Source organism: Nostoc sp. PCC 7107 (assembly GCF_000316625.1).
Classification (GTDB): domain Bacteria; phylum Cyanobacteriota; class Cyanobacteriia; order Cyanobacteriales; family Nostocaceae; genus Nostoc_B.
Window position 1 is genome coordinate 2,424,998 of the sequence record NC_019676.1, and the last position, 20,458, is coordinate 2,445,455.

Here is a 20,458-nt window from a genome sequence, read left to right on the forward strand (position 1 = left end):
AACCTAGCTTCAAAAAGCTACAGCAAATAAACGTTAAAAAAATTGACCCTTTATATGAGCCAGAAATTTCTCGCTGTTGCAACCGCCTCATTCGTACTTGTTAGCAGTGGTTTAATAACTAAGGCTGAAGCTTTTAGCATTACTCCTGACAAAAATGGGCCAACATTTATTCTTAATGCAGAAAATAATTCTTTAAAAGCTATCAGAAGGTTAGAAATTTTCAACAAAAAGTATGACGTAAATTTTATCACCGGAACTTTTGAAGATTTATCGCTCACAAACCAGGGAATTGCAACTTTTTATACAAATGCTAATGATGCGCGAAGGGCTAGTACAACTCTTTGGCAAAGCTTAATTAATTTATATGACTCATCAGATAATGGATTTTCACAAATAGAAGATATTGAGGGAAATTTATCTCATCAATGGAATGTTCCCTTTGTTTTTAGTAATGGTCTTGGAGCAGGTTGGTGGCGTGGATTAATTAATGATAATTATATTGGTTTAAGTAGAAGCAGGCGAGTCGGCGCTTCAACCTTAAATTTTACTGAAGTAACTTACGCCAACTTTACACCGTCAACAGGATCATCTGTGCCTGAACCTCTAACTATTCTGGGTAGCTTAACTGCGGCTGGCTTTGGTATTGCTATAAAAAGAAAATTTGTCTCTCAGCACTAAGATTAATAAATTACCAGTCAATGTGAACATTGCCTAACCTAAAGTTATTGAGAATGATGCAAGATATTAATTGACTATACTCTGTACTGAGTGCTAAGTAAGTACGAATATGATATGACTAAGCACTCAGCACTCTTTACTGGGTGGGCAATTTTGGGTGTTCCTTGGAGTATTTTGACACTACACCAGAAATTTCGGGGTTGTACAGTCGCAGATAATTCCAATAATTACCAAAAACTTGACGGACATAATTTTTGGTTTCATCAAAGGGAATTTCTTCAACAAATTCATCAGGATCTTCTTTGGGAAGAGTTTGCAGCCATTTAGAAACATTGCCAGGGCCAGCATTATAACTAGCGATCGCCAGCAATGAATTATTACCGTACTGCTGATGGGTATAATCCAAATACAATGTACCCAATAGAATGTTTTCGCTGGGAATTGTTAAATCAAGTTTGTTGCCATCCAAATTATTTTTTGAGGCTATCCATTTACCTGTACTAGGTAGTACCTGCATTAATCCTGTAGCGCCAGCAATTGATTTAATCTTCGCCTCAAACCGTGATTCTTGACGGATTAAAGCAGTAACTAGTAAAGGATTAAGTTTCTGTTCGGCAGACCATTTTTCAATTTCTTTGAGATAAGGAAATGGATAACGCGCTTGCCAGTAAATGATTTGTTTACTTAAGGCTTGATATTGTGCTTGTTCTGCGGGTGTTTCCCTATCTTCCAATTTAGAAATTATATCTATTCCCGAAAGATTTTCTCCCCTTGCCAGACGCATCAAGCCTTCAGTGAATTGTTCGGCAACTGTAGGCTGTTTTTTATTGAGAAATTCGGTTTCCCATTGCAGCCAAGCATCACGGTCTTGTCCTAATAAATACAATTCTTTGAAAGTATCTGAACCAGCCGTGGGAACTGGGCGCAGGTGAGGAACGACTTCAGGAGTAAGTTGGCGGACATTGTTAAAGTTACCAACATTTAGCCCCAAAATATTAGCTGATCGCCAAGCATAATAAGATTGAGGAAACTGGCTAATTACGTACTCAAAGGCAGTTTTAGCTTCTTGTTGTTTGCCAAGTTTTATCGCCCATTTACCTACCCAAAATCCGGCTCTGGGAGCCAAAATGCTGTTAGGGTTATTTGTGGTAATTGGTTGCGCCCATTCCCAAGCGGTGACGTAATCATTAGCTTTGGCTTTATCTAGGGCAATTTTCCAGCGATATTCTGCGGCTTCATCGGAGTTACCATACTTGCCCAGAAGTAAATCCCAGGCTTGTTGTGCCGATTTTTGATCGTTCAGACCTGGAAGAATTTTAGCTTTGGTAGCTAGGGCTGTGGGGGCTTGTTCGGGGAATTGGGCGATGACTTGGTTGAGATATGGTATGGCATCTTTGCGGGTTTTTGCCATATCTGCCAAGCGTAACAATGCAGTTCCCGTTTCTTGCGCTTCAGGGAATTGCTGTACTAATTGTTTGTATGTGGCGATCGCTTTTTCTCTTTCTTGGCTTTGACCACCTATCTGCAACCCGCGTCCTATGCGGTAAAGACTTTGAGATGTTTTCGGTGCTTGAGTATAGGCGATCGCCGCTTTGCGAAATTGGGTATTTTCCCAATAAGCTGTGCCAATTATTTCCCAATCTGCGGGTTTGAGATTGGGCTGTTTCACCAGCTGATCTAATATCCCAACTATTCCTGGTTGATTGTAAGCATATTTCGCCAAGATTAATTTTAACCGGGGCTGATTGGGATTTTTTTGCAAGCGCTGGCGAATAATTTCCCAGGTGAGGGGATGGGAAGGAAATTGAGCGATCGCCGTATCTTGAGTTTCTGGTTGACCAATTAAATACAGTGCTTTCGCCGCCGCCGCCTCTTTAGGATACAATTTCAGAACTTTTTGCCGCAGATCCGAAGCCTTGCCTTGTTCGCCTAAAATATCTTGTGCTTGGGCCTGTTTCAGCAATATGTAGGGCGCTAACACGGGATAGTCTTTTTCCAATTCTGCCAGTAAATCTATGGCTTGTTGGGCATCTCTAGTTTCAAGTAAATCACTGGCTAAAAGATAGCGGGCGCGATTGCGGTCATCTGAAGCGAATCCTTTGGCGATCGCTTCTAATTTTCCTGCTCTTTCCACTGGAGATTGCGCTACCAATGGGAATACAGCCGATTTGACTTTATTCGCTTCTGATAGCTGTTCTGGCTGATTTTTGCTTATTTTGAGCCATTGACCCAATGTTTTGCCAATCTCAGGTGCGGACACCATTGCCCCAGCTGAAAAGGCAAATACTGCCGCGCCAATAATTAAAGGAACCTGGTTTTTCTTAAGTTGCTTCAGCATTGATACCCGCTGAAAATTTTTGATGAATTTTTGAAACTCTAGCACTGTTAGCCAGAAGTGTTAGCAATTTTTAATTTTTGCGACCTTCTAATTTTACATAAGGAATTTCCATAATACATCTGTTTGATTTATTCAGCCATAACCTATACAGAGTAAGGCTTTGAGCAAATTTTATCGGTGGTTTATTCGCCAAACCCTCCAATTGTAACTGGAGTTTTCCAAAATGCGATCGCCGATAATTCCCCTCGCTCACTATACACTTAGAGGGATGATTCCGCGTTTATGTTGCACTTTCTACATATAGAATTCCTAATTTATTTCTCAGAAAAAATAAGTAGACCCTTATTCCTTCTTTCCTCTTCTCCTTTCTCCGTTCTTTTTTCCCTATCTTTACAAGTAATTCATTAATCAAATCCCATTACTATAATTACTCTTACTGCATCTAGCAAAAGTATAAAATATATAAATTTTAATTATTTCATTAGTGTGAATATTAAGTACCTAGAAAAGCATGATGTTTGTCTATATCTTGAAAATTTAGGCTTTTAACATAATCAATCATGTCACACTTATATAAAAAGGTGTATATCTAGACAGGTACGAATTCTTCAACTATCACGGTAAGCTATTGAAAATTCCAGCTAATTTAGCCAATCAATTGTTAAATTAGCTGCTCATTTTTAGGTGAGAAATTAGCGATGACTGTGCAAATAAATTCTTTTAAAAAACAAATCCCTGTGGCGGCTAATTTAGCCACTGATCCTATCACTAAAAAAGCCCGTTACGTTCCCATACATCATCGGCGAATTCTCTGCATCTTCCCCAAGTATAGTCGCTCTTTTGGCACGTTTCATCATGCTTATCCATTGATGGGTAATGTTCGGGCTTTTATGCCGCCCCAAGGGATTTTGATTGTGGCTGCTTATTTACCCCAAGAATGGGAAGTACGCTTTATTGATGAAAATTTGTACCCGGCCAAAAAAGCTGATTATCAATGGGCGGATGTGGTGATTGTGAGTGGGATGCACATCCAAAAACCGCAGATTAATCAAATTAATCAACTGGCTCACCGCGAAGGCAAAATCACAGTTTTGGGAGGCCCTTCGGTGTCTGGTTGTCCAGAATATTATCCTGATTTTGATATTTTACATTTAGGTGAATTGGGCGATGCCAGCGTAAGCCTGATTGAGTATCTTGACCAAAATCATACACGTCCGCCACAACAAATTCGGTTTGAAACTCAAGAACGTTTACCCTTAACTGAGTTTCCTACTCCGGCTTATCATTTGGTGAATCTCAATCATTATTTTCTGGCCAATGTCCAGTTCTCTAGCGGTTGTCCTTATCGCTGTGAGTTTTGTGATATTCCTGAACTCTATGGCAGAAATCCACGCATGAAAACCCCAGAGCAAGTTTTAGCGGAACTTGATGCGATGCGTCAATCGGGGAATTTAGGTGCAGTATATTTTGTTGATGATAACTTTGTTGGCGATCGCCGCGCCGCGATGCAGTTATTACCTCACTTGATTGACTGGCAAAAGCGCAATGGTTATCCGATTCAATTTGCTTGTGAAGCAACTCTCAACCTCGCGCAAAGTCCAAAACTGTTGGCGATGATGCGTGAAGCCTATTTTTGTACAGTATTTTGTGGGATAGAAACCCCAGAACCAGAGGCACTGCACTCTATTTCTAAAGACCAAAATCTCAGTATGCCAATCTTAGAAGCTATTAAGGTTTTGAATAGCTATGGTATGGAAGTTGTCTCAGGCATCATCATCGGCTTAGATACAGATACACCAGAAACCGCAGACCGAATTCTCGAATTTATTCGGCTGTCACAAATTCCGATGTTGACAATCAACCTGCTTCACGCTCTACCGAGGACTCCTTTATGGCGGAGATTAGAAGCAGAAGGGCGGCTCGTCTTTGATGAAAGTCGGGAATCAAATGTGGAGTTCTTGCTACCTTATCAGCAAGTTGTGGAAATGTGGCGACGTTGTATTACACAAGCATATCAGCCAGAATTTTTATATCAGCGATTTGCCTACAATATGGAACAAACCTACCCCAACCGCATTGCTGTACCTAACAGCCCTGCACGGACTTCTTGGGCAAATATTCGCAAAGGCTTAACTTATGTAATTAATATTTTGCTGCGTGTTGGTGTTTTGGGTAACTATCGTCAAGTTTTTTGGCAAATGGCTAAACCAGCGCTGAAATCAGGAAATATTGAGAACTTAATTCATGTGGGACTGGTGGGACATCATCTAATTAAGTTTGCTCAAGACTGTGCCACAAACGACGAATCAGCCTCTTTTTATTCCCAAAAAATTCGTTCTTAGGCTCACACCCAGATAATAAACCTCTTGCATGAATCAGATTGTGCCTACTTACTAACAAGTTAATTTTTCAAACCTTTTTGCGCCTGTGCGTGAGGCTTAAAATTCGTGTTTTCTAACATTCGTGCAAAAAATCTAATCAAAGGGTGGGCAATGTCCATAATGTAAAAATCAGGTAAGAAACAAATTAAACCCATTGCCCGCCTGACTTCAATGGCAAAGAATTCACTCAAGCCAAGCCTCATAAACGCAACATTTCGCAATAAAGTCAGGAAAGTTTGACATCTATTAAATTCGAGTAAATGTACTCATTGCATATTTTTTTGCCACATTATCTTGCTGATATAAACAGCTAAAATCTTTACTAGATAAAGATTACACGGATTTGGCTATTGGTAAAATATGGGTATGTTCAGGTGACTAATATCGTGTGGCGAGGATGATATATACCGATAAAACAACCGTGAATCTCCCACCTCAATAGGGGAGATTCATTCTCATAATTCATGCTTGACAAAAAATAAAATATTTTCCCGCCTTAATTAATCAGGATTTTGGCTAATTCGCTTCTGCACAAATTGCTCGACACAGCTAAATTTACAGCAAGTTCATAGATTTAGTGATCTTCGAGTTTGAGGAATTTAGCAAACTATTGAATTCTCCAAAGTAAACCTTTACCTTGCTAATTAAGAGCTATCTCACAGCATTTAAGTTTTTAGGAAATTACTCTTATGATGACTGAATCTATACTTACCGCCGTAGAAACTACCAAAGAAACCTGCATTGAATGTCACACTATTTGTATTGATACCCTCAAATACAGCAAAAATCATGGAGGTCAACATCTGGATATGGCCATGATGTCTATGATGCGTGACTGTGCCGAAATGTGCATGATGTGCGTCAATATGATGAACGACGGTTCTGAGTTTATGGGTAATACTTGTAGCTTATGTGCAGAAATGTGCGATCGCACAGCAATGGCTTGTGAGCAGATGAGTAACAATGCCACAATGAGATATTGTGCTGCTATTTGCCGTAAATGTGCCGAACATTGCAAAGCAATGGCGCTCAATTCTGCTTCTTATTTCCGCAGAGCCAGTTTAATTACAGAAGATGCACTTTTATCTCGCTAATTTCACAAAACACAACCTCATAAAAAAAGCGGCGATATCATGACTAATATCGCCGCTTAACTTATTTAATTTCAATCATTGATAGCATTAGGCGTTTGGATATCAAAAAACTTGAATTAACTGATAGCCTTGTACTGTCCCGATAATGCGATGAGGACGAGATAAATCAGGAGAACTTTGTAAATATATCCAAGCGTAGCTAGAAGCTGGTAGTTGAGAAATTGTATCTAACCTCTTTCCATGAATAGGGGTGTAAAAATTTAAGAGAACAGCATTTTTACCATCAAGCTTGACAAAGTAAATTGGCTGACTGTGCAGAATTGAGGCGATCGCAGGTTCTTGAAAAAACTTTCTAAACGCTGGGTTATAATCACCAATTAATCCCAAACTACCAGCCACAGCTAAACCTAACCAACAGGGAATCAACCAACCAGCTAACCAATAACGCGCTGTGAGAAACTTGTAACCAAAGTGGTGACGACAAATCCACACGACAGGTAAAATTAACCAACCTAACCCGACAATTAAGCCAAAGGCTGCATATTTATGGATATCTGCATTACCCCAAATTAAAATGTATATCCCTGCTAACAAAAGTAAAATAGCTAATCCACCAAAGCCATAACTCAAGTTACGGGGAAGGTTTCTGGGTGATTGTGTCTTCTCGTAAGTTTTGCCTAACCAATCTAAACCTAAAGCTGCTAACAAAGCAATGAAGGGATAAAGGCTAAGACTATAGTGTGATAAACGGGTTGAGAAAATACTTAATTCTGTAAATAAAGCTATCGGGAAGCCAACTAATAATAAATGATAATTAGGAATGGGACGACGGAACGCTACAACAAAACCTAAAAGACTAAAAAATGTCCAAGGAAATGCTTTTAAAGGTACATTCCAAAAATAAAATATGATACCGTTTCCTTTTCTTTCTTCAGAACCGAGTTGAAAAACAAACTGCAATAAAGCCTCTAAACTATTACTACCATAACGCTGCCAACTAAACCATAACCAAATCAAAGTCGGGATAAAACCTAATATTAAACCTAAATATAAAATGGGGCTACTAAGATGACGGTGGCGGCGATGTTCACCAATGAGATAAGGTAATAATGCCATAGCCGGCAAAAAAATCATAAAGCTTCTGACTAAGAATCCCAGTCCTAAACATAAACCCGCCAGAAGTTGCCAAAAATTAGTATATTTGGGTTGTAATTCAGCTTTAAGTAAAGAAAAAATTGCGAGTAATACTAAAAAAATCATCGGCACATCAGGTGTGCCTAAACGGCAATATTGCAACCAAAGAAACTCTACGCTCAAAATAGCAGCAGCTAACCAAGCTAATTTTTGATTGAGGATAATTTTACCGATTTCATATATTAAGAATAAGCAGAATATTCCAGCGATCGCACTGGGAATTCTTGTACTAACTTCACCTATGCCAAATAATGTATAAGCACTGGCGATCAGCCAATAAAAACCAGGGGTTTTATGATGCACAGTACCCCACGGCGCTATCCAATCACCAGAATCAAACATCCGCCGCGCCCGCCAAGCATAAAGCCCTTCATCATGTGCCATCAGGCTATTTTGCCCAGAGGTAAATAATAATAAAGGCAGTAGCCAAATTAACAAGCTGATATAAGGAAATGCGGCTGATAAGCGAAATTGTCGCCAAATAGATTGCAACAAATGTGATTTATATAACATTTAATCAAAAATGAGTGCTGTTAACTTTATTGAGACTGATTTTATTAAAATATGTAACAGAATGCTTGGGCATAAGAATATCGAAAGTTGCACCAAGTTTGTCAAAAACTTTTCCAAAATAAACATTTATGCTACTTAGACCAAATCAACGCGAAAAATTAGATGATACCAATGATCAGCTATTTTATGCTTATCCCCGGTTTGTTACTCATGTTGATGATGGGTTTATTCAACAGCTAACAGATTTGTACCGCGATCGCCTCCAACCCAACACCCGCATCCTTGATATGATGAGCAGCTGGGTATCTCATTTACCAGAAGAAATGGAGTTTGCCCATATTGAAGGACACGGACTCAATGCTGAGGAACTAGCAAGAAATCCGCGTTTAAATCATTACTTTGTCCAAAATCTCAACGATAAACCCCAAATCCCTCTAGCAGATCAAGATTTTGATGCTGTTCTCATCTGCGTTTCTGTGCAGTACATACAATATCCCGAAGCCATATTTTCGGAAATTTACCGCATTCTCAAACCCAGTGGTATTGCGATTATCAGTTTTTCTAACCGGATGTTTTTTCAAAAAGCGATTCAAGCTTGGCGCGATGCTTCCGAAACCACCAGAGTCGAATTAGTCAAGCACTACTTCAACTCAATATCGGGATTTACTACTCCTGAAGTGATTGTTCGCCAATCAACAACGCCCTATTTTTTACAGTTAATGGGTATTGGCGCGGGAGATCCTTTTTATGCTGTGATTGCTCATCGCAATTCCAACTCATAATTCTACCCAAAAAAACAAAGAGACGGGAAATTTCCCGCCTCTTTAAATAAATTTATGAAAAATAGCGTTTTAAAAATTTATTTATGCCAATAGCCAAGGTAGTTAGGACATCGATAGATGATAACAATTAGACATCACCGATAACTTGTCCCCTACTCTATTACAGGCTCGATAAAAGTCCAAAAACACCGTGTCCTGTAAATACTTCTAACGCTATCAGCGAGATAAAACCAATCATTGCTAAACGGCCATTGAGTAATTCTGAATATGGTGTAAAGCCAGTGCGATCGCCTTGTTCATCTACATAAATTTTTGGCTCAACCGCAAAGTTGTTCATTTTGCCCTGATCATCCACTATCGAACCACTACTACGCATGAAATTTTCCTCAGTTACTTGCTGATGTAAAGAAGTGTAACTTTTAAATTAACTTTTGTAAAGTATCTGAGTCTATCCAAAGTTATATGATGATGGATTGAGTTTTTAGCCATGTTTCATACACAGGCTTTCATCCTCCTTTGTACCTAGTCTGAGAAAACCCATGCAGCGATTCCGAGTAGAGGTTATTACCAAAACACCAAATCCCCAGCAAGTAATTTATGCTGCGATGCACCAGGACTATACCGACGCATTTGTGGTTGATGAACGAGACTCATGGCCTTCGGAATCACAATGCGGTGAAGTGATTGTTAAGCGGCTGTTAGCAGGAGAACGGGGACACTACGGGCCGTTAGAACATCCGCAAATTGTCTTCAACTGCGGCTATTTTCCTCACAGCGTCATGCAACAAGCGCGTACTCATCGCGTAAGCGTGAGTTTTGATGTACAATCTTTCAGATATACTGGAAATCAATTTATACAAGTAATAGAAGGCAAAAAAGATATCGAAGATGTATTCTATCTGCGTCCTGTGGGTTATTACACAGATAGACAAGGCAAAAAATATTACTACTCACCAGAGCAACGCGCCGCAGATTTAGAGTGGTGTATGGAAGCGGCGAAACGATATGCAGCGAGTTTTGCGGCGGGAATGTCTGAAGAACACGCTAGAGGGATAGTACCGTTTGATTATCGCCAACATTTTGTAGTGAGCTTTAATCTCAGGTCATTTCTGCATTTTTGTGACCTGAGAAATAAAAAAGATGCCCAACTAGAAATTCAGAAATTGTGCGAATTAATGTGGCCGCATTTTGCTGAATGGACACCGGCGATCGCACAATGGTATGAAAAGCAGCGTTTAGGTAAAGCTCGACTAGCACCTTAGTATGCAGTGGCGCAGGGGGGTAATATGTTTTCCAGTATGTGTATCAGCTATTCCCACTCCCTACGCCCTGAACAATTTACTCAACCACCTCATTCACTGGGAACCTATCAATTAATTGCATCGCACGGTAAGCATTACGCTGCAAAATTTCTGGTAGATGGGGAACGTGGGGGATTTGGGATAATAAATCCAAAGTGCGGCGTAAAATTCTCACGACATCGCCTTCATCTAAGGTGGTGTGGCTGCATAGTTCTGTCCACTCCATACCTAATGCCCACTTTTCGACAATGGCAATAAGCTCAAATTCTAACCAGATGGGCAGTGCTACATTGTATCGCCGTTGCAGTTGGAACATTTGACGACGAATGTTCCGCAGTTTCGCTAAAGCCTCGGCTACTTCCTGACTCAAATCAAAGTTGACTCGACTATCAGGACGTGGGGTTTCTGTGACTAAAGCGGCTATGGCTGCGGCTAAATGGTGGGGATCTAATTGGTTAAGTTGACCACTAGCAAAGACCAAACCCAACCACAGTTCATTTTCTCCCCGAATAGCTGCGGCAATTCGCCCTAATTCTGTGGGTACTAGGTTATCCAAACAGCCGAATTGTTGCAAAATCGTAATTAAATTGAGAAATTCTTCCCAATGACGTTGTGATTGTTGCTCGACTTGCTCTTGCAGTTGTTCAAGTTCGGCTTCGAGTTCCACATAACGCGCTCGACGTTTAAAAATTGTCGAGGCATTACCTGATTGACGCAAAGGATGATTTTCTATTTGTTCTTCAATAGCGGTAACGCGACTGAGTTGTTCTGCTACTTCTGGTGACAGATGAAAAGGTTCTCCGGGTTCGGGAATGCTTTGGGCGATCGCTGCTGTTTGTTCATTCCCACGGTAAGATTGTCCTGGCTTGAACAGCAACTCTGGAGGCGGTAACATATCTGCTGGCACATCTAGCCGGGGCATTTCTGCATGTAAATTCATTACATCTTCAGTTGTCGCCACATACCAACGGTTATCTTGCCCTAAACAAACAAAATAAGGTGTTTGTGCTAAACCAGGGCTTTTACCAACTAAAACTGCCGTTATGGGTGTAGATACTGTAATATTTTTGCCTTTAAGGCTTAACAGTGTTCCAGAAACAGCAAAGCCCAACATCATTACCAATTCTTCTTGACGATCATCTTGGGCTTGTTGTTGTAGAGTTTTTAATAACTGGCGTTCTACTTTCAGACGTTGCCGCAATTTCTCATAAACGGCGATTTCGCTTTCATCTACGGCGGCGATTTGTTCCTGGAGTTGGGCTAGTTGCTCTTGCAGTTCGGCAATTTCATCGTATTCTGGTTTGAGGTGTAGGTTAGCTATATACTGCCCAAAACTGCGTTCTACTAGTTCTCTGGCTTGCTCTATGGTGTGAGTTTGCAGTAAGTTCAGCACCATACCATAGCTAGGTGTAAATTGGCTAACTAAAGGGTCTGCCTTAGAGGTAGCCAGATAAGCTGCTTCTTTAGATCCTTCAAAGGGCGTTTGGACTGTCACCACATAACCTTGCTTATCCATACCTCGACGACCAGCCCGGCCTGCCATTTGCAGAAATTCCGAAGCATTTAATAAGCGGTGTCCAGTATCGGTACGCTTAGACAGGGTGGAAATAACTGTGGTACGGGCAGGCATATTAATGCCTGCGGCTAAAGTTTCGGTCGCAAATACTACCTTAATCAATCCCTGCTGGAATAGTTCTTCCACTAGCACTTTCCACGCAGGTAAAATCCCGGCATGGTGGGCTGCAACCCCGCGATAAAGGGGGGCAATTTGTCCCGAACGTCCAGCTTCAGGGTTACGGTTTAAAAAATCGTCGATTTGCTCGCGTAATATTTGTGACTCTTGACCATTAACTAACCATAAATCACCTACTTCTGCCACGGCTTTATCGCATCCCCGGCGACTGAAGATAAAGTAAATGGCGGGAAGCATATCTCGTTGTTGTAGCTGGCTTAAGGTATAGATGATACCTGGCGCTTCTGGTCTACCGTTTTTACCTCTATCCCCTTGTCCTTTGCGGTGTTTCTTAACCAGACGGGGATTAATTTTGTTCTTGCTCTCATTCAACAAAGGAAACAGACCTTTGGGATTACAAAAGTTAAATTCCAAGGGTACTGGGCGGAAATCAGAATAAATTAGGTCGGTGGGGCCGTGGACGTGATTTAACCAATCTGTTAGTTGTTCGCTGTTGGCAACTGTAGCGGAGAGGGCTACTAGTTGGACTTCACGGGGACAGTAGATAATTGATTCTTCCCACACTGTACCGCGTTGGCGATCGTTCATGTAGTGGCATTCATCTAACACCACTGCTTCCACATCTACCAAGGAAATGCCAACTTGCCCAATGGGTGTGCCATAGAGCATATTGCGGAAGATTTCTGTGGTCATCACCAAAATTGGTGCATCTCTGTTAATTGACGCATCGCCAGTTAACAGTCCCACCAAATCGGCACCAAATTTTTCACGGAAATCGCGTAATTTTTGATTCGACAGCGCTTTTAGGGGCGTGGTGTAGAATACACGCTTTCTTCGCGCTAGGGCGCGATAAATAGCGTATTCTCCGACTAATGTTTTGCCCGAACCTGTGGGCGCACATACAACTACGGAGCGTCCAGCGTTAAGGGACGCGATCGCATCTTTCTGAAACTGATCCAGATCAAAGGGAAATATCGACCCTAAGTTAATTTCTGGAGACGGTGCGGGATAATTCACTCAATCACATTTGCAACCAGACTGTTTACTATATTAACGGGTCTTTTGTCAACTTCGGCAATAATCATTATAGACAATAGGCGGGAGGCAGGAGGCAGGAGGTGAAGCAGTCGCAGTCTTGGCGCTTTGCGTCGATTGCGAACTGCTGAACCCGGAGGGCAGGATGATGAAATTTCATACTTCATACTTCATACTTTTATTTCCCCAATTCTTGCGATCGCACTGTAGCGGCTTTGACTGCTTCAATTAAAGCGGAACGAAATCCAGCTTTTTCTAATTGGCTAATACCAGCAATTGTTGTCCCACCAGGACTAGTAACTCGGTCTTTCAATTCTGCTGGGTGCATTTTACTATTGTGCAGTAATTGTGCGGTTCCCAAGACTGTTTGTAGGGCGAGTTGATTGGCAATACCCCTGGGCAAACCTGCGGCGACTCCGCCATCGGCTAAAGCTTCTACTAAGATAGAGACGTAAGCGGGGCCGCTACCAGATAGTCCCGTGACTGCATCCATCAAGCTTTCAGAAACTTCCACAACTTCTCCCACTGCGGAAAATATTTGCAAAGCTTTTTGGTGGTGTTTGGCGTTGGTGTATGCGCCTAAACAAATTGCTGTGATCCCTGCTCCCACTGTGGCTGGGGTATTAGGCATGGCTCTAATAACTGGGAGTTGGGGAAATGCTGCTTCTAGGTGATATAAAGGCACTCCTGCCAAAATCGAAATCACCAAAGGTGAGTGTTCTACCGAAATAATATCTGCTAATTCTTGAGCGATCGCGCTAAATACTTGCGGTTTCACAGCTAAAAATATGACTTCCTGCGCTTGGCAAAACACCAAGCTATTATCTGCTGTTACAGTCACATCATATTGCTGCTGTAAAAAATTTTGCCGCGCCCCTTGGGGTTCGCTGACGATTACTTCTGAAGGTTGGTAGATGCCATCTGTAATGAGGCGGGATAACAGCGCTTCTCCCATTACCCCACCACCAATTAAGCCAAATTTTTTAGTCATTAGTTCATGGTCAATAGTCCATAGTTAATAGCCTAGAGTCAAAAACTTGGGACTCTGAACTTTTGACTCTGGACTATTAACTAATTTAAACTTATTGTGCCATGCGATTCGGTTCATTTCCCCAGTTTGGTGTGGCAGTTGGGGCAGTGCGTACAGGACGAGCCGGCGGTTGTGGTACTTCATGAATAACTCCACCTTGGGTGCTGACTTGCACACAGCTTGGCGTAAACAAAAAGATGCTTTCTCCAATTCGTTCTTGATGTCCATCTAATGCGTAAGTTCCACCAGCAACAAAATCAACGGCACGTTGTGCTTGATCTGGATCCATGATTGTCAGGTTGAGTACTACTGACTTCCGCTCACGCAAGGCTTGAATTGCCTGGGGCATTTCTTCAAATGTACGAGGCTCAAGTACTAATACTTCCGAAATCCCGTTCACTGCTCCTGGCATACCAATTACGTTCCCCATCGTAGACTTTGATCCTGTTGCTACATCATTACCCATTGTAGACATGGGTTCCCGCCAACGTCGATTCTGTGTAGTAGCTTCTGCGGGCGCAGGTTGAGGATTTTCCTCTTGATACAGATTTTGGTAGTTATCTGTATCGGGTTCTTCCTCGTAATATTCGTATTCTACCTGCTCGTTTAGCCCTACGAAGTCTCGAAGTTTAGAAAAAATATTGTTCATTTGGTACGCTCCTGATGCAAATTACCTTTATCGATTTGGCTGTTAGTTGATGTAGCCACTAAAGATCACTACAAGGGACGAACAATCTAGTAATCTTATCGTTGTTTGTAGCTTCTATTACAACTATAGATAATGAACTGACGCTTTTGTAAACGCCTGTACCTTAACCTAGATACAATAATGAGTCAAGATTATATCCCAAAGATTTTAGGATATAAAGCTTAACTACAGGTTTTTTTGATTATTCGTTACTTTTTTTAATATTTTTTTAGTGTTTTATTGTACCAGTAGTCTAGGAAAATTATCTGTATTTTCTACCTAGAGCTACTGCTACAAATAGTGAAGAATTGCTGTCCGAGAAATTAATGGCGATCGCCGAATAAAATAGTTCCCAATCTTACCATCGTTGCGCCAGCTTGTACTGCCAGTTGATAATCGCCAGACATCCCCATTGAAAGATGCTCTATGTGAATATTCGGCAAGTTTTGTAACTGGATCTCTTTCGCTAACTGGTAAGTGCTATTAAATACATTCATGATTTCCGCCTCAGTCAACTCCAGAGGCGGAATTGTCATCAATCCCTGAATTTGTAAAAACTGGCACTGGTTAAGTTCCCCTAAGTCAGCCAGTAATTCTGGAACACTCCAACCAGATTTTTGTGGGTCGGGAAGTATTTTGACTTGCAGACACACTTTAGGGCTGATTCCTAGCTGCTGTGCTAATTGATTTAAGCGCTGTGCCAGCTTCAAATTATCGACAGAGTGAATCCACTCAAATAATTCCAGTGCCTTTTTGGCTTTATTACTTTGTAAATGTCCAATAAAATGCCAAGTAATATCTGATAAGTCTTGCAACTGAACTTGTTTACTGGCTGCTTCTTGGATACGACTTTCGGCAAAATCACGAATGCCGGTGTTATAAGCTAAACGAATTACCTCCGCCGAAACTTGCTTACTGACAGCAATTAACCTGACAGATGTGGGCAGTGAGGAGCGAATATAGGCAATACGTTCGTCAATCGAACTACTCATTGGAAGGTGCGTTGGAAAACACTCTGAAGCTGATCGTACTCCTGAGATTGACCATTGCGTCGCAAGGTACGCAAACGATTTTCCAACATCATTCGCGCCTCTGTCCGTCCAATGGATTGAAATTTAATCCCTTTTACGTCGTTTGTGACCAGAAAAAATAATCTTTGGGCATAAAGTGTAGTGAACATATCTTGGTTATCGTCAACCATACAGATTCGATAAAGTAAGCCCCAAGTTGGATGATTTATGTAAATTTCGGAGGTTTCTGAAGTCATTTAGGAATCAAGGTAGGAGTATGAATATTTATTCGTAGTTCTAGATAAACATTCAGACGATGATCATACTATTCGTCAGAATATTTAGTTAAAACTACTTCAATTGAGTAGCTTCTGCCATTACATAGCAGTTATGAAATCATTAATCTGATGCCTACTAGGCAAATGAAGCTAATAGTTAGGAGAAGGTAAAGGCACACAAGGGTTGATGAGACTTGGATAACTCGGACTTATTGGCGATGGACAACACAAAAAATCTCTACTTTTTGTTGAGTTTTGCCGATCGGCAAAAGATTTACCCTCTAAAGTAATAGCCAAAGCTGACTTGCAAATTGATGTTGGCGCTGGCTTCTCTCCATGTTGCCATAATTATTATTCTGTGGCACAAAATAACCAACAATTGCCAACTACTGGTAATTTATGATTTTTAGGGCTGCTAGTTGTGCCTGTGCTTTGTGCAGAGATTCGTACCATTCTTTTTCAGGATCACTGTCTGCCACAATACCTGCTCCCACTTGTCCCCAAACAGTTCTGAGTGCTGTTAGCGGTAGCGGGGCGTTCAGCCCGTGCTGAGTCAGAGATTCTTTCCCTGCCCCCTGCCCCTCAACTGGAGATGCTGGAGCTAACAGCAAGGTACGAATTAAGATATTCAAATCCAAGTTGCCGCGCCAGTCGAGATAGCCGCAGGAACCGTAGAATAGGCTACGCCGCACAGGCTCTAGTTCTTCGATAATTTCCATACAGCGCACTTTTGGACACCCTGTGATCGTGCCACCAGGGAACATGGCACGAATTAAATCAACGGCGCTCTGGTCGGATTTTAAGGTACCTTGAACGTTGCTGACAAGGTGCATAACGTGGCTATAGCGCTCAATTGTGAGCAATTCATCAACTTTTACTGTTCCCCATTCACAAACTCGCCCTAAATCATTGCGTTCTAAATCCACCAGCATGATGTGTTCTGCCCGTTCTTTGGTATTACTAAGAAGTTCTTGTGCCAGTTGATTATCTTGTTCTGGGGTAGCACCACGCGATCGCGTTCCGGCAATTGGTCGAGTCTCGGCTTGCTGATTTTGTAATAGCACCAACCGTTCTGGTGAACAGCTGACTACTTCACCCCAAGGAGTCTGCCAGTAGCTGGCAAAAGGTGAAGGATTGATTTTTTGTAATGTTTGGTAAATTGACCAGCCAGAGGCCTTTGTAGATGCGGCAAATCGTAAAGAAAGATTCGCCTGAAAGATATCTCCAGCCTGAATATATTTTTTGGCGCGGTTGACTGATGTTTCATAATCTGACTGCGATGTGAAGAACTCAGGGGCAAAACTGATGGGTTTATCTTGTGAAGAGGTAACTTGGTAGAGTGAATTCCCTGATTTTTTCTCTTCTAAAAGAATTTTTAACCTATCTACATCATTAATGTCACTACCTGCTATCCAAAGAATTTGTTCAACATGATCCAAAATCGCGAATGATTCTGGTTCATACCAAAAAGCTACGGGAAAGGGTAAGGTATCAGATTTAGCAAAAGGTAACTGTTCAATTTCCCAAGCTACATCATAGCCAAGCCATCCTAGCCAACCGCCTGTGAAGGGGAGATGAGCAGGGAAGGGGGCAGGGGGGGCAGGGGGGCAGGGGTGTAGGGGAGGATGAGTGAAAAGTTTCTTCCCCTATACCCCTACTTTGTAGCAACTCTTCCAAAAATGGGAAAACATTACCTAATTCGGGTGTCCACATCTGCGGTACACCATTCACTATCCTAGGAGCGCCTGCACAGATAGAATAGCGACTGAGTTGGGGTTGTTTCGTTGGGTTTGGGTAGGGACTTTCTAGAAGAGTAGCGATTCCTGATGGTGTTGTTGGGAGAAATAAGGCTGCGAAAATTTCCGCGCCAGTTTGATTTTCTAGGGGGAGCGATCGCCAATGCCAAGGCTTGGTTATCATAAGTGAACAGCTTAAAATTTATTACCGGAAATTACCCGCACTCCCCAGAATAAAGTTAAAGTGGCGATTGCCAACCAATCCCATCTTTTGAGTCGTAATTCATGCCACTGGACTTTGTGTTCGTTAGGGCTAGTAAAACCACGCACCATCATCGCATTCGCCATTTGGTCTGCCCTTAACAGCAAATTTTCTAACAGTCTTTCGGCAACAATCATCCACACTTTGACTGCACCTTTTAACCCTAGTTTTTTCCAATTAATCGCCCTTGTCATCACAGAACGAATCAAATTCTGGACTTCTTCCAAAACCAGAGGAATAAATCGCAAGGATAAAGTTAAAGTCAATGTAATTTCTGTTACAGGTATTTTGAGTCTGCGTAAGGGCTGCATAATGCTTTCAATCGCTGCCGTAATTTCTTCTGGCGCAGTTGTCAACAAATACAAGTTAGTACTATAAATCACCGTAAATAAAATTGTACTCAGACGCACTGCTAAATCTAAGGAATGACGGGTGATTTTAACTGGCCCTTGGTGAAATAGGATGTATGAGTATTTTTTAGTGCTAAGTGGGGAGTGTTGAGTGCTGTTAGTGGGGCGTTCAGCCTGTGCTGAGTTAGGAGTTAGGATTTGTTCATTAGCAGGGAGACGAGACTGATAACTTACGCCTAAGCCATCGGGGCTAACTGCGGCAATAAATAAGACTAAAACTGTGAGTGTTAATAACCAACCTAATTGTTGCTGCCAAACGCGGCGGGGAATTTTGGCAAATAAGGTAAAAATAATCAACAGTACAACTAACAAGATGCGCCATTCATTAGTTGCAAAACTATAACTGGTTAAAAAACTCATCAACCAAGCAATCTTGACGCGGGGATCAAGTTTATGCAGCCAAGTTTGCGGTTGTTCTAAGTATAGGCCTAGTGGTAGCGATCGCAGTAAATCCATAAGATAAGGCAAAAGTTAAAAGGTAAAAGGCAAAAGTTAAAAGGGCGTTGCATAAATGTGGGATGAAATCATAAAATTCCGTTTTTAAAACTCTTGCGCCTTTGCGTGAGACAAAAATCATCCACGTAATCAGCAACGCCGTAAAAAGATAAAATTTTGCCTTTTTACTTTTTACTTTTTACTTCATTACACGCGAGTTGCGCGGTTGACATTACCACTTTCCATATCACGTACTTTTTTACTCCGCCAGAGTAGACGAATGGGTGTACCTTTAAAACCTAGTTGTTGGCGGAATTGCCTTTCGATATAACGACGGTAGTTGTCGTTAAAACGTTTGGCTTCGTTCACAAATAGGGCAATTGTCGGTGGTTGGCTGGTTACTTGTGTACCATAATAAATTTTGCCTTGACGGCCACCGCGTGAAGTTGGTGGTGAGTGCCATCTGATAGCTTCTTCTAAAACATCATTAATCACCGATGTACTTACACGGCGTTTGTGTTCGACTGCCGCTTGTTTTACCAACTCTAAAATCTTTTCTACCCTTTGTCCAGTTAAGGCGCTGACAAAGATTGTCGATGCCCAGTCTGTAAAGTGTAGCCGTTCTTGCATACTTTTTTCGTAATCATAGATAGTGTGGGAGTCTTTCTCAATTGCATCCCATTTATTCACTACCACAATGCAAGCCCGACCTTCTTCAATAATCCGCCCTGCTAATTTTTGGTCTTGTTCGGTCACTCCGTCAAGGGCATCTAAGACTAATAAAACTACGTCGGCGCGGCGAATTGCTTTGAAAGCGCGGTTAATGCTAAAAAATTCCGTTCCGTAGTCTATGCTTTTCTTTTTGCGAATCCCGGCGGTATCAATCAGCCGATATTGTTGCCCATCCCGTTCGATAAAAGTGTCTATAGCATCTCGCGTTGTGCCAGAAATGGGGCTGACAATGGCTCTTTCTTCACCCACAAAAGCATTTAATAAACTTGATTTACCCACATTTGGCCGACCAATAATCGCCACTTTAATTTCGTTGGTTTCTGGTATTTCTGTAACACTTGGAATGTGTTTAATTAACTCGTCTAGTAATTCTCCTGTACCGTTGCCATGAATCGCAGAGATCGGATATGGTTCTCCTAACCCCAGTTCCCAAAATTCAGCAGCTTGAATTATGCCTTGTTCGGGAGATTCGCATTTATTCACAGCCAGCAGTACAGGCACTGGTTGTTGACGTAACCATTCGGCAATTTCTTCATCTGCCGGAGAGGGGCCTGTTTGACCATTAACCACGAAAATTGCTGCACATGCTTCTCGCAGCGCGGCTAGTGCTTGTTGGCGAATTAAGGGCAGGAATTCTGTTTCATCATTAAAGACTAAACCACCTGTATCTACCACTAAATACTCGCGATCATTCCAATAAGCAGGCATGTAAGTGCGATCGCGTGTCACACCTGGTTCGTCGTGGACAATCGCCGTTTGTTCCCCAGCGAGACGATTAACCAGGGTGGATTTGCCGACATTCGGTCGGCCGATAATTGCAACAATTGGCAGTCCCATAAAACCAGGAGTAGAGAAACAGATAGTATAT

General features: G+C 41.7%; 15 protein-coding genes and 1 pseudogene. 5 read left to right on the plus strand and 11 right to left on the minus strand.

Translation table 11 applies throughout. The features are described 5' to 3' along the window. Positions 1 to 54 precede the first annotated feature (54 nt). A complete protein-coding gene (locus tag NOS7107_RS10390) occupies positions 55 to 678 on the plus strand; it encodes a PEP-CTERM sorting domain-containing protein (RefSeq protein WP_015112928.1) in 624 nt (207 codons plus the stop codon). Positions 679 to 814: 136 nt separating this feature from the next. Here the strand turns inward: NOS7107_RS10390 and NOS7107_RS10395 are convergent, their stop codons facing one another. Beyond that, positions 815 to 3,016 (minus strand): transglycosylase SLT domain-containing protein, encoded by a 2,202-nt coding sequence (locus NOS7107_RS10395; protein ID WP_015112929.1) that lies wholly within the window; start codon positions 3,014 to 3,016, stop codon positions 815 to 817. 698 nt (positions 3,017 to 3,714) lie between these two features. On the opposite strand from NOS7107_RS10395, the gene NOS7107_RS10400 reads away from it, so the two are divergent. Continuing rightward, entirely contained in the window at positions 3,715 to 5,358 is a 1,644-nt protein-coding gene (locus NOS7107_RS10400) for a B12-binding domain-containing radical SAM protein (protein ID WP_015112930.1), read from the plus strand. Between the two features lie 719 nt (positions 5,359 to 6,077). Next, positions 6,078 to 6,491, plus strand: coding sequence for a four-helix bundle copper-binding protein (locus NOS7107_RS10410; protein WP_085999806.1), 414 nt, complete (start codon positions 6,078 to 6,080; stop codon positions 6,489 to 6,491). A gap of 102 nt (positions 6,492 to 6,593) precedes the next feature. Here NOS7107_RS10410 and NOS7107_RS10415 read toward each other — a convergent pair whose 3' ends face one another. Continuing rightward, the gene (locus NOS7107_RS10415) at positions 6,594 to 8,198 is read right to left on the minus strand and encodes a glycosyltransferase family 39 protein (protein ID WP_015112933.1); all 1,605 of its coding nucleotides are present in this window, start codon (positions 8,196 to 8,198) and stop codon (positions 6,594 to 6,596) included. A 128-nt stretch (positions 8,199 to 8,326) separates the two neighbouring features. On the opposite strand from NOS7107_RS10415, the gene NOS7107_RS10420 reads away from it, so the two are divergent. Then, positions 8,327 to 8,980, plus strand: coding sequence for a class I SAM-dependent methyltransferase (locus tag NOS7107_RS10420; protein ID WP_015112934.1), 654 nt, complete (start codon positions 8,327 to 8,329; stop codon positions 8,978 to 8,980). A gap of 160 nt (positions 8,981 to 9,140) precedes the next feature. On the opposite strand, the gene NOS7107_RS10425 is transcribed toward NOS7107_RS10420, so the two are convergent. After that, positions 9,141 to 9,356 carry a chlorophyll a/b-binding protein gene (locus tag NOS7107_RS10425; protein ID WP_015112935.1) on the minus strand — a complete coding sequence of 72 codons (216 nt, stop codon included), beginning with the start codon at positions 9,354 to 9,356 and terminating at the stop codon, positions 9,141 to 9,143. Between the two features lie 163 nt (positions 9,357 to 9,519). Here NOS7107_RS10425 and thyX point away from each other — a divergent pair, with 163 nt between their 5' ends. Further along, on the plus strand, positions 9,520 to 10,242 hold the full coding sequence (thyX, locus tag NOS7107_RS10430) for an FAD-dependent thymidylate synthase (protein WP_015112936.1): 723 nt from the start codon (positions 9,520 to 9,522) through the stop codon (positions 10,240 to 10,242). A gap of 76 nt (positions 10,243 to 10,318) precedes the next feature. Here the strand turns inward: thyX and NOS7107_RS10435 are convergent, their stop codons facing one another. The 8 genes and pseudogenes from NOS7107_RS10435 to der all read right to left on the minus strand — a co-directional run bounded on the left by NOS7107_RS10435 (position 10,319) and on the right by der (position 20,427). After that, positions 10,319 to 12,991: an RNA helicase gene (locus tag NOS7107_RS10435; RefSeq protein ID WP_015112937.1), complete on the minus strand. Its 2,673-nt coding sequence runs from the start codon at positions 12,989 to 12,991 to the stop codon at positions 10,319 to 10,321. 196 nt (positions 12,992 to 13,187) lie between these two features. Continuing rightward, a complete protein-coding gene (gene proC, locus NOS7107_RS10440; RefSeq protein ID WP_015112938.1) occupies positions 13,188 to 14,000 on the minus strand; it encodes a pyrroline-5-carboxylate reductase in 813 nt (270 codons plus the stop codon). Positions 14,001 to 14,091: 91 nt separating this feature from the next. Then, positions 14,092 to 14,688, minus strand: coding sequence for a cell division protein SepF (locus NOS7107_RS10445; RefSeq protein WP_015112939.1), 597 nt, complete (start codon positions 14,686 to 14,688; stop codon positions 14,092 to 14,094). Positions 14,689 to 15,050: 362 nt separating this feature from the next. Beyond that, the gene (locus NOS7107_RS10450) at positions 15,051 to 15,719 is read right to left on the minus strand and encodes a YggS family pyridoxal phosphate-dependent enzyme (RefSeq protein ID WP_015112940.1); all 669 of its coding nucleotides are present in this window, start codon (positions 15,717 to 15,719) and stop codon (positions 15,051 to 15,053) included. Beyond that, a complete protein-coding gene (pipX, locus tag NOS7107_RS10455; protein ID WP_015112941.1) occupies positions 15,716 to 15,994 on the minus strand; it encodes a transcriptional coactivator PipX in 279 nt (92 codons plus the stop codon). The genes NOS7107_RS10450 and pipX overlap by 4 nt, the downstream gene beginning before the upstream one ends. A gap of 407 nt (positions 15,995 to 16,401) precedes the next feature. Then, positions 16,402 to 17,935, minus strand: a pseudogene (locus NOS7107_RS10460) (anthranilate synthase component I). Positions 17,936 to 17,946: 11 nt separating this feature from the next. Further along, on the minus strand, positions 17,947 to 18,879 hold the full coding sequence (locus NOS7107_RS10465; protein ID WP_015112942.1) for an energy-coupling factor transporter transmembrane protein EcfT: 933 nt from the start codon (positions 18,877 to 18,879) through the stop codon (positions 17,947 to 17,949). 186 nt (positions 18,880 to 19,065) lie between these two features. After that, positions 19,066 to 20,427 (minus strand): ribosome biogenesis GTPase Der, encoded by a 1,362-nt coding sequence (gene der, locus NOS7107_RS10470; RefSeq protein WP_015112943.1) that lies wholly within the window; start codon positions 20,425 to 20,427, stop codon positions 19,066 to 19,068. Positions 20,428 to 20,458 lie beyond the last annotated feature (31 nt).